This is a genomic window from Pseudomonas sp. B28(2017) (assembly GCF_002113025.1).
Taxonomy (GTDB): Bacteria; Pseudomonadota; Gammaproteobacteria; order Pseudomonadales; family Pseudomonadaceae; genus Aquipseudomonas.
Window position 1 is genome coordinate 124,961 of sequence record NZ_NEJH01000009.1, and the last position, 13,861, is coordinate 138,821.

At 62.3% G+C, this 13,861-nt stretch carries 14 protein-coding genes and 1 pseudogene; 6 read left to right on the plus strand and 9 right to left on the minus strand.

The window, feature by feature from the left end; all coding sequences use genetic code 11:
* Positions 1-2 precede the first annotated feature (2 nt).
* Positions 3-1,019 carry a succinylglutamate desuccinylase/aspartoacylase family protein gene (locus CAF65_RS21095; RefSeq protein WP_085718029.1) on the minus strand — a complete coding sequence of 339 codons (1,017 nt, stop codon included), beginning with the start codon at positions 1,017-1,019 and terminating at the stop codon, positions 3-5.
* A gap of 115 nt (positions 1,020-1,134) precedes the next feature.
* Here CAF65_RS21095 and CAF65_RS21100 point away from each other — a divergent pair, with 115 nt between their 5' ends.
* Together CAF65_RS21100 and CAF65_RS28870 are read left to right on the plus strand one after the other, a co-directional pair.
* On the plus strand, positions 1,135-1,338 hold the full coding sequence (locus CAF65_RS21100; protein WP_085718030.1) for a TetR family transcriptional regulator: 204 nt from the start codon (positions 1,135-1,137) through the stop codon (positions 1,336-1,338).
* 108 nt (positions 1,339-1,446) lie between these two features.
* Positions 1,447-1,674, plus strand: a pseudogene (locus CAF65_RS28870) (TetR family transcriptional regulator C-terminal domain-containing protein); the annotation flags it as partial.
* On the opposite strand, the gene CAF65_RS21110 reads toward CAF65_RS28870, so the two are convergent.
* From CAF65_RS21110 to CAF65_RS21135, 6 genes are all read right to left on the minus strand, one after another.
* A complete protein-coding gene (locus CAF65_RS21110; RefSeq protein WP_085718032.1) occupies positions 1,630-2,634 on the minus strand; it encodes a DMT family transporter in 1,005 nt (334 codons plus the stop codon). The pseudogene CAF65_RS28870 and the gene CAF65_RS21110 sit on opposite strands and share 45 nt — an antisense overlap.
* Positions 2,634-3,332 (minus strand): ABC transporter permease, encoded by a 699-nt coding sequence (locus tag CAF65_RS21115; RefSeq protein WP_085718033.1) that lies wholly within the window; start codon positions 3,330-3,332, stop codon positions 2,634-2,636. The genes CAF65_RS21110 and CAF65_RS21115 overlap by 1 nt, the downstream gene beginning before the upstream one ends.
* An 18-nt stretch (positions 3,333-3,350) precedes the next feature.
* The gene (locus CAF65_RS21120) at positions 3,351-4,064 is read right to left on the minus strand and encodes an ABC transporter permease (protein ID WP_085718034.1); all 714 of its coding nucleotides are present in this window, start codon (positions 4,062-4,064) and stop codon (positions 3,351-3,353) included.
* Between the two features lie 150 nt (positions 4,065-4,214).
* Positions 4,215-4,997, minus strand: coding sequence for a transporter substrate-binding domain-containing protein (locus CAF65_RS21125; RefSeq protein ID WP_085718035.1), 783 nt, complete (start codon positions 4,995-4,997; stop codon positions 4,215-4,217).
* A gap of 27 nt (positions 4,998-5,024) precedes the next feature.
* Positions 5,025-7,028 (minus strand): aminotransferase class I/II-fold pyridoxal phosphate-dependent enzyme, encoded by a 2,004-nt coding sequence (locus CAF65_RS28970; RefSeq protein WP_085718036.1) that lies wholly within the window; start codon positions 7,026-7,028, stop codon positions 5,025-5,027.
* 156 nt (positions 7,029-7,184) lie between these two features.
* Positions 7,185-8,633 carry an MFS transporter gene (locus CAF65_RS21135; RefSeq protein ID WP_371919022.1) on the minus strand — a complete coding sequence of 483 codons (1,449 nt, stop codon included), beginning with the start codon at positions 8,631-8,633 and terminating at the stop codon, positions 7,185-7,187.
* A 73-nt stretch (positions 8,634-8,706) separates the two neighbouring features.
* Here CAF65_RS21135 and CAF65_RS21140 point away from each other — a divergent pair, with 73 nt between their 5' ends.
* Positions 8,707-9,591: a LysR family transcriptional regulator gene (locus CAF65_RS21140; protein ID WP_085718038.1), complete on the plus strand. Its 885-nt coding sequence runs from the start codon at positions 8,707-8,709 to the stop codon at positions 9,589-9,591.
* A gap of 230 nt (positions 9,592-9,821) precedes the next feature.
* A complete protein-coding gene (locus CAF65_RS21145; RefSeq protein ID WP_085718039.1) occupies positions 9,822-10,241 on the plus strand; it encodes an organic hydroperoxide resistance protein in 420 nt (139 codons plus the stop codon).
* A gap of 116 nt (positions 10,242-10,357) precedes the next feature.
* Here CAF65_RS21145 and CAF65_RS21150 read toward each other — a convergent pair whose 3' ends face one another.
* Both CAF65_RS21150 and CAF65_RS21155 read right to left on the minus strand, forming a co-directional pair.
* A complete protein-coding gene (locus CAF65_RS21150; protein WP_085718040.1) occupies positions 10,358-10,810 on the minus strand; it encodes a cupin domain-containing protein in 453 nt (150 codons plus the stop codon).
* A gap of 210 nt (positions 10,811-11,020) precedes the next feature.
* Positions 11,021-11,548: a helix-turn-helix domain-containing protein gene (locus tag CAF65_RS21155; RefSeq protein WP_085718041.1), complete on the minus strand. Its 528-nt coding sequence runs from the start codon at positions 11,546-11,548 to the stop codon at positions 11,021-11,023.
* Between the two features lie 99 nt (positions 11,549-11,647).
* Here CAF65_RS21155 and CAF65_RS21160 point away from each other — a divergent pair, with 99 nt between their 5' ends.
* Together CAF65_RS21160 and CAF65_RS21165 are read left to right on the plus strand one after the other, a co-directional pair.
* Positions 11,648-12,280 carry an isochorismatase family cysteine hydrolase gene (locus CAF65_RS21160; RefSeq protein WP_085718042.1) on the plus strand — a complete coding sequence of 211 codons (633 nt, stop codon included), beginning with the start codon at positions 11,648-11,650 and terminating at the stop codon, positions 12,278-12,280.
* A complete protein-coding gene (locus CAF65_RS21165) occupies positions 12,280-13,845 on the plus strand; it encodes an aldehyde dehydrogenase (NADP(+)) (protein ID WP_085718043.1) in 1,566 nt (521 codons plus the stop codon). Before CAF65_RS21160 ends, CAF65_RS21165 begins: the two co-directional genes overlap by 1 nt.
* The last annotated feature ends 16 nt before the right edge of the window (positions 13,846-13,861 follow it).

A 13,861-nucleotide genomic window follows, 5' to 3' on the forward strand; every position in this document is an offset into this window, starting at 1 on the left:
CATCAATTGGGGTCGAGCAACCCGCCACTCCAGTTGCGCGACACCCGGCTGCCGGTGAATTTCGCCACGCCCATGCCCTGGGATATCAGGCGGTCGCGATAGCGCGTCACCAGGCGCCCCGCTTGCTCGGCGTGCAGCACCACTTCGGAGGATGGGTCGCCCGGGGTCCTGAGAATCCGTGCAAAGCGCTGCCCTTCTTCGACGAAATCCCCCAGCTCTTTTTCGAAGATCAGCACGCCGGGTTGCGGCGCGATGATGGTTTCCATGTGACCCATTTCCACCGCCTCGACAGGCCAGTCGGCAGGCGCCACTGACTCATCGATGACGCCACAACTGCACAGCCAGTTGTACAGCCCTTCGGCATCCGATTGCGCGAAACGGTCGCTGACATCGCCCTGCCCGCGCAGCTCCAGTGTTGCCGCCATGCGCTGCCCGGTGACGCCTTCGTGCAACCACGGGGCAATGATGGTCTCTTCGAAGGAGCCATCGCCGCCGTCATCCCAGATGATCGCGACATCCATCTTCATCGCCGCCGCCAGTTCACGGCCACGGGGCCAGAAACTGCGGTGCACGTAGAGGTATGGCAAAGCCTCGTCATCGGTGTGCAGGTCGAGCATCACATCGGCCGGGGCGGCCAGTTGCACCAGTTGTTTCTGCCATTGCTGGACGCAGGTCGACGGTCGCTCCATGGCCGCCGACTGGTCGAACGCGCGATTGAAGTTATGCCCGGTGGCGTCATGGAAACGCCCGAGAATCCGCCCTTGGCGAAACTGCCCGATGCCCAGCGGATTGGCCTGCGGTACGACGGTGATGTTGCCTTTGAGCCGGCCTTGGGTCTCGACGACCTGAAGCCGTTGCATCAGCAGGTGCAGGACCAGCATCCCGGCGATTTCATCGGCGTGCACGCCGGCCTGCAGGTGCACGTTCGGCCCGCTGCCATCGCCGGCATAACGCCAGGCGCCGACCTGCACGGCATCACCATTGTTGTTGCGAACACTGAATGAAATATCCTGCGGCATTGGCTTTCCCTCCCGTCATGAACGTTGAAAACGTTGTATCGCTGCTGTCGAGGCTGGTGATTGAACAGACGTTCAACTAAGCTCGGCAACGTGGAACCCATCCAAGGACAGCCTCGTGACAACCGATGCCCCGAAAAACCGCCGCGCTGAACCCGATGACCGCCGCGAAATGCTGGTCGCCGCCACCCTGCGCTGCCTGGGCCGCGACGGTCACGCCGGGATATCCGTGCGCCGCATTGCCACCGAGGCCGGGGTGTCCGTGGGTTTGCTCAACCATCACTTCGGCAGCATCGAGGCCCTGATCGCGGAAACCTACTAGCGGCTCGCGAGCGAACTGACCACGGCCCTGCAGCAGGAAATCGAGCAGGCCGAAACACCCGCGCAAAAGATCGATGCCTTTCTGGTCGGCTCGTTCTCGCCCAGGGTCATGGACCCGAAACTGCTCGGTGTGTGGGTGGTGTTCTGGAGCCTGATCCGCCACTCCGATCACGTCAGCCAGTCCCACGAAAAAAGCTACCGCGCCTACCTTGATCTGATCCGCCAGTTGCTCGACGGGCTGGCGGCCAGCGAAGGCTTCGTGATTCACGACACCCGTCTGGCGGCCATCGGCTTATCGGCGATGCTCGACGGTCTCTGGCTCGAGTGGTGCCTCAACCCCGAGACCTTCAGCGCCGCCAACGGGCTCCATATCTGCCGTTGCTGGATAAAGGGGCTGCGTCACGGAGCATTCGGCACCGACGACGTCCTGTGACGAATGCCGGCCGAAGATCATCGCCAGGGTGCCACTGACGGCGATCAGCCCGGCACCGATCATCAGCGACGTATCCATCAGCGTGCCCCAGACCAGGCTCGACAGCGCAAACGCCCAGATCAGCCCGGTGTATTCGAACGGCGCGAGCAAGGTCGCGGTGGCGCGGCGGAAACTGGCGAACAACAGGAACTGGCCGATGCCACCCACCAGTCCGGCGCCGAGCATCCCCAGCCAGGCGGGCGTCGGCGACGGCGTGTGAGTCCATGGCAACGCGACCGTCATGCACATCACGAACACCACGTTGGTGATCAGCATCTGCTCCAGCACTGACGTCTGCTCATCCACCTGGCGCAACTGGATGTAGGTGAACGCCCAGCACATCGCCGCCAGCAGGGTCAGGACGATCGGCAACGGGTCGGTCATGTTGTCAGGGCGACAGGCAATGACCACCCCGACAAAACCGACGATCAGGCTGAACCACTGCCAGCCGCTGGCACGCTCCTTGAGAATCACCGCCGCCAGCACCGTGACCATGATCGGCGCGGAAAAATACAGGGTGGTCATCTCGGCCAGGGTCAGGTCCCTGGCCGCCGTGTAGTACAGCACCCAAGCCACGATCGAGAGCAAACCGCGCACCACCAGCAAGCGCCGGCTCGGCGAGTGCCAGGCCCGCTGAATCAGACGCAGGCGCCCGGCCAGCAACACCGCGGCGACCACCACCAGGCTGCGCCAGAACAGGATGGTCACCACAGAATAATCGGCCACCAACCATTTGATGACCGCATCCTGCAAGGCCAGGAACGCGTAGCCCAGGGTGCACAGGCCAATGCCCTGCAGCGAACGGTCGACCGTTGGCGAACTCATCAGGCTGACCTGCGCACGGGCGTCCCGCGCCGCTCGGCAAAGGCAAACAGCGCTTCGATCAGGAACGTCAGGCAGACGTACACACCGGCCACCAGCAACAAGGGTTCGTACACCTGCAGGGTTTGTGCGCGGACCACGTTGGCGGCGCCGAGCAGATCGATCACGGCGATGGTCGAGGCCAGCGCCGTGGACTTGAGCAGCATCACGGTTTCCCCGGCCAGGGTCGGCAACAACAGGCGCATCGCCCGGGGCAAGCGCACCCGCAGCAAGGACTGGCGCGCGGTCATGCCAAACGCCGAGGCCGCTTCCATTTCGCCCTTCGGCACCGCCAGCAGGCCACCGCGAATCACTTCGCCGACATAAGCCCCGACCGATACCACCAGGGCGAACACGATGTACCAGTAGCCGTCGCGCAGGTATGGCCAGAGGAAACTGCCGCGAATCAGCGGGAACTGGGCAAACAGGCTGCCCAGGCCGTAGTAGAAAATGTAGATCTGGATCAGCAACGGCGTGCCGCGGGTCACGCTGGTGTAGAACAGGCTGACCTTGGCGATCACCTTGTTTTTCGAGATCCGCGCCAGCGCCACCAGGATTGCCAGGACAAAACCGAACACACTGGAGATCAACAGGATCGCGAGGGTGGTTTGCAGCCCCCGGCCCAACAGTGCCGCGTATTCAACTATCCACGCTGGAATCATTTCATTCTCTCTGCCGGTTCAGTCAACAAGAGGCATCCAGCGACGAATGCGTCGCTCCAACCGTCCCGAAAGATAGTTCGACGCCATCGTCACCGCGTAATACAACGCGGCAGCAGTGAGGTAGAACAACAGATAGTGGCGCGTCGACCCCGCGCCTTGCTTGGCGGTGTACAGCAGCTCGTTGGTGCCGACCACGCTGATCAGCGCACTGTCCTTGATCAGGTTGATCCACAGGTTGGCCATCCCGGCCATGGCATAAGGTGCCATGATCGGCAGCGTGACCCGACGGAACAGACCGAAACCGTTCAGGCCGAACGCCTTGGCCGCTTCGATCTGGCCGAAGGGGATCGCCTGGATCGCCGCGCGGAAAATTTCCGAGGCGTAGGCGCCCTGCACCAGCCCCAGCACCACGATGGCTGCCAGCGGACCGCTGACATTCACCACGCCGTAGCCAAGTCGGAGCATCAGCGAATTGAGGAGCATGGAGCCGACGTAGTACAGCAACAGAATCAACAGCAACTCCGGAACCGCCCGAAACAACGTGGTGTAGCCGCGCATCAGAGCTGCAATCGGCTTCGGCGCGCCAAGCTTGAGGCACGCCACCACCAGCCCGATGGCCAGCCCGAGCACAAAGGCCCCGGCGGAAATCTGCAGGGTCATCCAGAGCCCCTTCAACAGCGCACTGCCCCATCCCTGTTCGGTGAAATTGATCAGATCGAACATTGCCGGCATTTCGTTCTCCAGTAAAAACACCACCGGACCTTGTAGGAGCGAGCCTGCTCGCGAAAAACGTCAACAATGACGCGGTCACTCAGAAGCACCGCGGCGCACTGGCGTCCATTGCGAGCAAGCTCGCTCCTACAGGGGATTGCGTTCAGTTCATCAGAACGCAGGTTTCACACTGGTGCCGAAGTAGCTTTGGGAGAGGTCGTCGTAGTCCTTGCTCGCCAGCAATTGCTGGATGGCCTTGTCGAGCCTGGCCTTGAGTTCGGTGTCGTCCTTGCGCAAGCCGGCCCCCACGCCTTTACCGAAGATCGGGTCATAAGGCACGTTGCCGAGGTAGGCCAGGTCCTTGGCATCCGGGGTCTTGACGAACGCGGCCATGGCGGTGCCATCGGCCATCATCAGGTCGATGCGGCCGGCAATCAGGTCGGCGTTGGCCGAGTCCTGGGTGTCGTAGTACTTAACGTCGGCGATTTTTTCGTAGTAGGTCTTCAGGTAACTGGCGCTCACGGTCGAGTTCTGCACGCCGATGATCTTGCCCTTGAGGTCATCCGGGTACTTCTTCACCGACGACTCTTTCGGGCCGACGACGGCAATCGCCGAATCGTAGTAGGCCTTGCTGAAGGCGATCTGTTTTTCGCGTTCTTCGGTCACCGACATCGAGGAAAAAATCACGTCGATCTTCTTCGCCAGCAGCGACGGAATGATGCCGTCCCACGCCACTTCCTTGATCTCGCAATCGGCTTTCATTTCGCTGCACAGCTTATGGATCAGGTCGACTTCAAAACCCTTCCATTCACCGTTGGCCTGCTTCTCTGTGTACGGCGGATAGGGTTCGGCTGCCACCGCGAACCTGATCGGCTGCGCCTGTGCCGCACTCATGCCGGCCAGCAATACACAGGCCGCACCGGTCAACCAGTTTGCAAAACGTCGATTTCCCATGTTGTTTTCCCGTCTTTTTATGATGAGTTAGCGAGTCTGATGAGCATTGACGAATTGTCGGCAACGCTCGCTGCGTGGGTGTACGAACACTTCGTCCGGCGAACCGGTTTCCTCGATCAGCCCTTGATGCAGGAAGGCGACTTTGGAAGAGACATCGCGTGCGAACGCCATTTCATGAGTCACGAGGATCATGGTCCGGCCTTCTTCGGCGAGGGAGCGGATCACCCGCAGCACTTCCCCGACCAGCTCCGGGTCGAGTGCCGAGGTGGGTTCATCGAACAGCATGACCTTGGGCCGCATGGCCAGGGCCCGGGCGATGGCCACCCGTTGTTGCTGTCCCCCGGAGAGAAACGCCGGGTACTCGTTGCGCTTGGCCGCCAGCCCGACGCGTTCGAGCAGGGCTTCGGCCCGTTCCGTGGCCTCCGCACGGCTTTCACGCAGGACCTGGGTCGGCGCTTCGATGAGGTTCTCCAGCACCGTGCGATGGGGCCAGAGGTTGAAGTTCTGGAACACCATGCCCAGGCTGGACCTTATGCGCACCAGCTGTTTGGCGTCCGACACCAGCGGTGCGCCGGGACGATTCTGGTTGAGGTGAATGCTTTCGCCATCGACCAGGATGCGTCCCTGGTCCGGCACTTCGAGCATGTTGATGCAGCGCAGCAAGGTACTTTTGCCCGAGCCGCTGGCACCGATCAGGGAGATCACTTCACCCTCGCGGGCGGTCAGGGAAACGCCCTTGAGCACTTCGATATTGCCGAAGCGTTTGTGCAGGCGATCGACCTCGATCATCGTCTTGGCCGCGGCAGGTTCGACGGTTGCGGTACTGGTCACCGTGCCGATCACCGGTCTCGGCGCTTCGCCGTCGAGCACCCGCACAAAATCGCGAATGCGCCGGCAGGCCTGGGCCAGTCGCTCTTCACTCAGGGTGAACGAAAGCCGTACAAACCCCTGGGCCGGCTCACCGAACGCCGCCGCATCCAGCACCGAGACACCGGCTTCGCGCAGCAGGCGCCAGGCGAATTCCAGCGACGTCAGGCCGGTGCCACGCACGTCCACCAGCACGAACATGCCGGCATCGGGGTTGAGCACGCTGATGCCCGGGCAATCGGCCAGGCCGGACACCACCAGATCGCGGCGCCGACGATAGATCTCGCGCATGCCGTGGGTGACTTCATCAAAGGACTGCACGGCCTTGAGCGCTGCTTCCATGACAAACCCGGGCAGGCCGTACAGCATGCTCAGCACCAGGGTTTCGACATGATTGACCAGGGCTTCGTTGGCCACGACCCAGCCGATGCGCCAACCGGTCATGGCATGGGATTTCGACAGGCTGCCGATCACCACGCAGCGCTCGGCCATGCCCGGCAACGCCGCCAGGCAGAGGTGTTCGCGCTCGTAGGCGAGGCTCTCGTAGACCTCGTCGACCACCACCCACAGGTCATGGGCGATGGCGAGGTCGGCGATGGCTTGCAGCTCTTCGCGGCCCAGCACCACGCCAGTGGGATTGTTCGGGTTGGAGAAGAAAATTGCCCGGGTACGTGGGGTAATCGCCTTGGCCAACACGGCGGCATCGAGGCGAAAACCCGAGTCCGCCGCACAGGGCACCCGCACCAGCGTGGCGCCGGACGCCTTGAGCGTCGCTTCGTAGGTCACGTACATCGGATCGAAGGCGATCACTTCGTCGCCGGCACCGAGCAGGCACATCGAGGTGGCAAACAAGGCGTTCTGCGCACCTGCCGTCAGAATGACGTTCGACGCCTGCAGTTCGCGGTCGCTCAGTTGGCTGTAGCGGCCGGCGATGGCCTCGCGCAAGGCCTCGCGGCCAGCGATTTCGGTGTAGTGGGTATCCCCTTCGCGCAAGGCGTGGATGGCGGCGTCGGTAATGAAATCGGGGGTGGGGAAATCCGGGTCACCGACGCTGAGGATGATCACGTCCTCTCCGTTGCGCTGTGCCGCATTGGCCGCGTAGTGAATATCCCAGGCGGCAACGCCCTGGCCACTGATCCGCTCAACAAAGGGTGAAAACCGCATGCCAGTGCCTCGTTCGAGTTGAAGAAACGCAAGCCCGCAACCAGCCGGGGGAAGGTGACCCCAACATAGTCGAGACTGAACAGTCGTTCAACAGAAAACTCGTGAGGCTTCGCGTTCAGCGCAAACAGGTCGTTTTCACGACAGTCGCGCCGTTTTTCAGCACGAGGTTGCCAGGCGCCGTGACACCCATTGACTGAGCGTGCCAATGACCAGCGCAACGACAACCAGCGCCGCCGCGACGGCGAACGTGACCCGCATCCCCTGCACAACCGCTTCCGGTGGTGCTTGCACAATGTTGCTGCTGGCTGTGGCGAAGGCGAACACCGCGCCCATCACGCAAGCGCCGGTGATCAACCCCAGGTTGCGTGACAGACCGAGCAGACCGGAGATCACGCCACGTTGCTGCGGCGCAATGTCCGACATCACAGCGGTATTGTTCGCCGCCTGGAACAGCGCATAGCCGGCCGTGAGCACCATCAGCGGCGCGAGGTAGCCGAGTACGCCGACGCTCGTCGGCACGGCCGGCAGGATGGCAGCGCCGGCCAACATGGCAATCAGCCCGGCCGCGCTCGAACGCTGCGCGCCCAGTCGGTCGACCAACCACCCGGAGGGCACACCGGCCAATGCCGCCACCAGCGGGCCGGCCGACATCACCAGTCCGACACTCGCCGCCTTCAAACCCAGCGCCCCCGACAGATAGAAGGGGCCGACCACCAGGGTGGCCATGACAACCGTGGTCACCAGGGTGCTCATGGCGAACCCCGCGCTCAGCAGCGGATTGCGCAACATCGTCAGTTTGACCAGCGGCGACGCGGCCGTCTGCTCGACGAACACGAACAGAATCAAGCCGATCACCGCGACCAGCAGCAGCGCCGTATTGAGCGGACCGAAGCTGCCGTGCCCAAGGGTCATGGCCAGCGTGTAGGCCAGCAGGGTCAGGACCAATACCAGCGTGCCGAGTGCGTCGAAATCTGGCCGAGTGGACGTCATCTCGTGGCGATCCTGCGGCAAAAAGCGCCAGGCGAACCCGAGCGCCAAGACACCCAAGGGTACATTGAGCAGAAAAATCCCCTGCCAGCCCACCTTTGCGATCAACACGCCGCCAAGCGTCGGCCCCAGGGAAGTGCCGACTGCCGACATCGTGCCGAGCACGCCCATCGCGCTGCCCATCTTTTCCTTGGGCACTGCCGCGCTCACCAGTGCCATGGACAACGCCATCATGGTGGCCGCGCCGACGCCCTGTATGGCCCGGGCAGCAATCAGCAGCCACAGACTGGACGCCATTGCGCACAGGATCGAGGCAAGGGTAGACAGCGCAATGCCGATCAGCAGCAACCGCCGCCGCCCAATGAGATCGCCGAGCCGGCCAACGCTGACGATCAACACCGTGATGCTCAGCAAGTAGGCGAGCACCACCCACTGCACGGCCTGGAACGACGCTGAAAACGCCTCGGCCAATACCGGTAGTGCAACGTTGGCAATGCTGGTGCCCAGGGACGACAGCAACATGGATAACGACAGGCTGGCCAAGGCTCCCCGAATCGATATGGACTTCATTCTCTCGCGACTCCGCAAATAGGTTGTCCCGAGCCTAATCCCGGCCATAACATGGCGGAAGACGCAACATTTGCAGTTTATATGTGCATACAACGCCTCCACTCCCACAGGAACTGATCCAATGCCAGACCTGAATCTGCTGATCACCCTCAATGTGCTGCTGGAGGAAGGCAGCGTGGCCCGGGCGGCGCAGCGATTGCACTTGAGCCCGTCAGCCATGAGCCGGGCGCTGGCACGATTGCGCGAAACCACGGGCGATCCGCTGCTGGTGCGCGCCGGGCGCGGGCTGGTTCCCACGCCTCGGGCGCTGGAGTTGCGTGAGCGCGTCGGTGTGCTCGTGCAGGACGCCGAAGCCGTCCTGCGCCCCGCCGAGGCGCTCGATCTCGCTCAACTGACCCGCACATTCACCCTGCGCACCAGCGACGGCTTCGTGGAGAATTTCGGACCGCAACTGATCGCCCGCATCAACGAAGAGGCGCCCGGTGTCCGCTTGAATTTCGTGCAGAAGCTGAACAAGGACAGCACCTTGCTGCGCGAAGGCTCGGTGGACCTGGAAACCGGTGTGATCGGCGAATCGACCAGCCCGGAAGTACGTACCCGGATGCTGTTTCGCGATCGGTTCATTGGCGTCGTGCGCAAGGGGCACCCACTGACTCAAGGTGCAATGACAGCTGTGCGCTATGCCGACGCCCGGCACGTTCTGGTTTCACGCCGGGGTCACGAAAAAGGCGTCATGGACGACGCCTTGAATGAGCTGGGATTGAAGCGGGACATCATCACCATCGTCGCCGGTTTCTCGTCTGCGATTGCATTGGCGCGGGCTTCAGACCTGGTCGCCAGCGTACCGCAGCGGCACGTCGGCAACCTCTGCCAGGGGATGCATTGCTTTGCCCTGCCGTTCCCCACGCCACCTATCACTGTGTCGATGCTGTGGCACCCGCGCATGGACGCCGACCCGGCCCATCGCTGGCTACGCGGTTGTGTGTGGGAGGTTTGCAGTCAATAACGCCACCGGAAAACTGAGTGTGGAACGCCCGGCTTGATCGCCACATCCTCCCCGGTCGAAGGCATTCAAGCGATTTGTATCGAACTGTATTCCCCCCGGCCACCTTACACAGCGATACAAATCCGCCAGGTTCAGGACATATGTGCAGTACATGGAAATGAAAAAGTTGGGCGCATCGGAAACGCAGGTTTTCCGAGCATTCCAGCGACCCACTGACAGGAAAAACCACCATGATCAATGCAATCGATACCGTGCTGTACACCGGCAAGACCCACACCACCGGCGGCCGCGATGGTCAGGCGCGCAGCACCGATGGACGTCTGGACATCAAGCTTTCGCCTCCCGGCTCTTCAGGTGCCGGCACCAATCCTGAGCAACTGCTGGCGGCGGGTTGGTCGGCTTGTTTCATCGGGGCGATGGGCAAGGCGGCCGTCGCGCTGAAGGTGACCTTGCCGAGCGACGTTGCGGTGGATGCCGAAATCGATCTGGGCAAGTCCGAAAACGCTTTCTTCCTTCAAGCCCGTCTGAATGTCAGCCTGCCGGGCCTGGACCCGACCATCGCACGCACCGTGGTGGAAATGGCGCATCAGACTTGCCCGTACTCCAAAGCGACGCGCGGCAACATCGACGTCGAAATCAATCTGGTTTGACCGATGCAAAAAAGCCTGGCCTGACGTCTTGATACCGGTCAGGCCAGGCTTTTTGAACACCGCAATTGCTGTAGGAGCGAGCTTGCTCGCTCCTACAATAGACCTCTGCCATTCACCTACTCCTTCAGGATCAGCAGCGGTTCGCCTTTCTTCACGATGTAGGTCGCCAGTTCCGAGGCCTTGCCTCCACCCACGTTCTTCGCCACATGGGCGACGCCTTCAGGGATGTACAACGAATCGCCGGCCTTGAGCGTCACCGGTGCCCGCCCTTCCAGTTGATACTCGAAGGTGCCGCTGATCACGTGTGCCACCTCGACGCCCGGGTGAGCATGCTTGGGCGAAGTCACGCCGGAATCGAAGTCCACGAGTACTTGAAGGACTTCGCGATCGACGGCGCCAAGGTCTTCGCGTACCAGGTCGGTGCGATGCAGGCCCTGCTGCCAGCTTTTCATCGCCGGGGCCGGCTGTGCTTCCTGGGCTTGAGCCAGGCTCGCTGCGGTGGCGAGCCCTGCGGCGGCCAGGATCATGCCAAGCTTGCCGAGGGTGTGACGGGGATGAGTACGCAACATTGTCTTTCCTCCAGTTGAACCACGCCAGGCCGCGCCGAAAGTGGCGCGATGCCGGTGGTGCCATTTGAAGGCCGCCGTGTATCGCCCGGGTGTCGGGAAACGCCGGTTTTGTATGCCTGGGTAACGGCGGGCATCGCCGATACCTATTGATACAAACCCATGGATACAAACCTACGGATACAAACCCGCCGCTGCCGGCACGTCGCGGGTCTACTGCCCCGCCGTTCCCGGATCGGCCCCGCGACTGCCCTTGAACGCATCGCGCCGGGCGTTGCGTTCGGCGACATAGGCTGCACTTGGTTGACTGATCAGGTCTGCGCGGCGCAAGGGCTGCCCGCAATGCACGCACAACGGCCCGAGTCCGGCCGACTCGCCGCAGCTGCGGTGGGTATACACCACCGCCAACCCTTCCTCGGGCGATTTGCACCAGGTTTCGCCCCAGGCCCGCAGCGCCAGGATCACCGAGTAGAACGCATCGCCTTTTTCCGTGAGGTGATATTCGTAGCGTTTTGGCCGTTCGCTGTAGGCCCGACGCGCGATGATTCCGTCCGCTTCCATGCTCTTCAAACGCGCCGCGACCATTTGCGGCGTACCGCCGGTCTGCGCCTGGATGTCGTCAAAACGATGGCTGCCCATGAACAGTTCGCGCAGCACCAGCACCGTCCAGCGGTCGCCCACGACGGATTCGGCCCGGGAAATCGGACACAGGGTTTCAGAAACGGTTTTTTTCACCGACATGCGGTATTGCCTCTTTCCTAGTTACTATGATTATCATATCTACGTGAATTCCGAGCAACTACACTTCACCATCCACCGGTTATTTTGCGGAGAACCGTCATGTCCAACGCTACCTACCCTTTTGATCGGACTGCTTATCTGCTGGTTGATCCTTACAACGATTTTCTTGCTGACAAGGGCAAGGTCTACCCCCACATCGAACCGATCGCCGAGCAAGTCGGCTTGCTCGACAACCTGCGCACCCTCGACCGCGCAGTGCGTGCCTGCGGCATTCAGGTGGTCATCGTACCGCACCGGCGCTGGGAAAAAGGCGACTACGAAAGCTGGGACCACCCTACCCCGAACCAATGCAAGATCATGCATGGGCATCACTTCGCACGCGGCGAATGGGGCGGCGAATGGCACCCCGATTTCGCACCGAAGGACGGCGACATCATTGCCCAGGAACATTGGGGCTCCAGCGGCTTTGCCAACACCGATCTCGATCTGCGCCTCAAGCAAAAAGGCATCACCCATGTGATCGTTGTGGGACTGCTGGCCAATACGTGTATCGAATCGACCGCCCGCTATGCCTCGGAACTCGGTTACCACGTGACACTAGTGCGTGATGCGACCGCCGCCTTCAAGCCGGAAATGATGCACGCCGCCCATGAGCTGAACGGTCCCACCTTCGCTCACGCCATCGTGACCACCGATGAACTCGTTGCCGCGCTGGCACAGGCAGGTGCGTGATGCAGTTGACTGGCAACCTGCTGATCGGCGCCAGGGATGTCGCCTCCAGCGAAGGCACCCTGCACGCGCTCAACCCCGCGACCAACCAACCGATTGAACCGGCGTTTGCGCTGGGCAGCGTGGCCGACGTCGACTGCGCCGCGGTCCTCGCCGACGAGGCGTTCGATGTTTACAGTCATACCTCGCTCGCCGTCCGGGCGGCGTTTCTCGAGTGCATCGCCGACAACCTCGACAGGGTCCGCGAGGCGCTGGCGGCACGGGCCGCCCTTGAAACCGGCCTGCCCGAGGCGCAACTGCAAGGCGAGGCAATCAAGGCGGCCACCCAGTTCCGCCAGTTCGCCGATGTCGTGCGCAAGGGGCGTTTCCTGCAACTGGCCATCGACCCCGCACAACCCGAGCGCCAGCCACGCCCGCGCATGGACCATCGCCTGCAAAAAATCGCCATCGGCCCGGTGGCGATCTTCGGTGCGAGCAACTTTCCCATTGCCTATTCGGTGGCCGGTGGCGATACCGCCTCGGCGCTGGCAGCCGGCGCGACCGTGATTCTCAAGGCACACAACGCACATCCCGGAGCCTCGGAAATACAGGCCCGCGCCATTCGTGAAGCGGTACAGGCATGTGGACTGCCCGAAGGCGTGTTCTCGATGGTGCGGGGCAGCGGCAATGCCATCGGCGAGGCGCTGGTCGATCATCCGCTGATCAAGGCCGTAACCTTCACCGGTTCCGAACAGGGTGGCATGGCGCTGTATCGACGCGCGCAACAACGCCCCGAGCCGATTCCGGTCTTCGCCGAAATGACCAGCGTCAACCCGACTTTCATCCTGCCCCGGGCACTCGCCGAACGGGGTGCGCAGATCGGCGATGGTTTTGCCGAACGTATGCTGGTCAACGTCGGGCAAGCCTGCCTCAAACCGGCGATCCTGATTGCCATCGAAGGTGCAGGGTTTGCAGCACTGCGCCACGCCATGAGCAAACGCGTGAGCGAGGCTCCGGCACGCACGATGCTGACACCGGGCATCCATGGCGCGTACCTGAAGGGCCTCGGCAACATGGAGAACGCCGGCGCCCGCCTCGTCGCCGTTGGCTCGACATCCACCGCTGAAGTCGATGGCCGCTCGGCGCTGTTCGAAGTCGATGGCCAGCGCTTTCTCGCCGAACAGGCGCTTGCACAGGAGGTATTCGGCCCGTCCGCGCTGCTGGTGAAGGTCAGGGATGAAGAAGAACTGTTACGGGTAGCGCGCTCATTCAAGGGGCAACTCAGTGCGACCCTGCATCTTGAACAGGACGATTGGCCCCTGGCCCGTCGCGTGCTGCCAACCCTGGAACGACGAACCGGGCGCATCGTGGTCAACGCCTTCGCCCATCCGCAGGAAGTGTGTTTTGCCACCGTGCATGGCGGGCCGTTTCCGGCCACTTCGGACAGCCGCTTTACCTCAGTGGGCATGACCTCCATCGAACGCTTCCTGCGCCCGGTGGCCTACCAGGGCTTTCCGGATGCCCTGCTGCCAGAGCCCCTGCGCGAGGGCAATCCCTTGGGGCTGCCGCGCCTTGTGAACGGTCATTAAACGAAAAATGCCATTG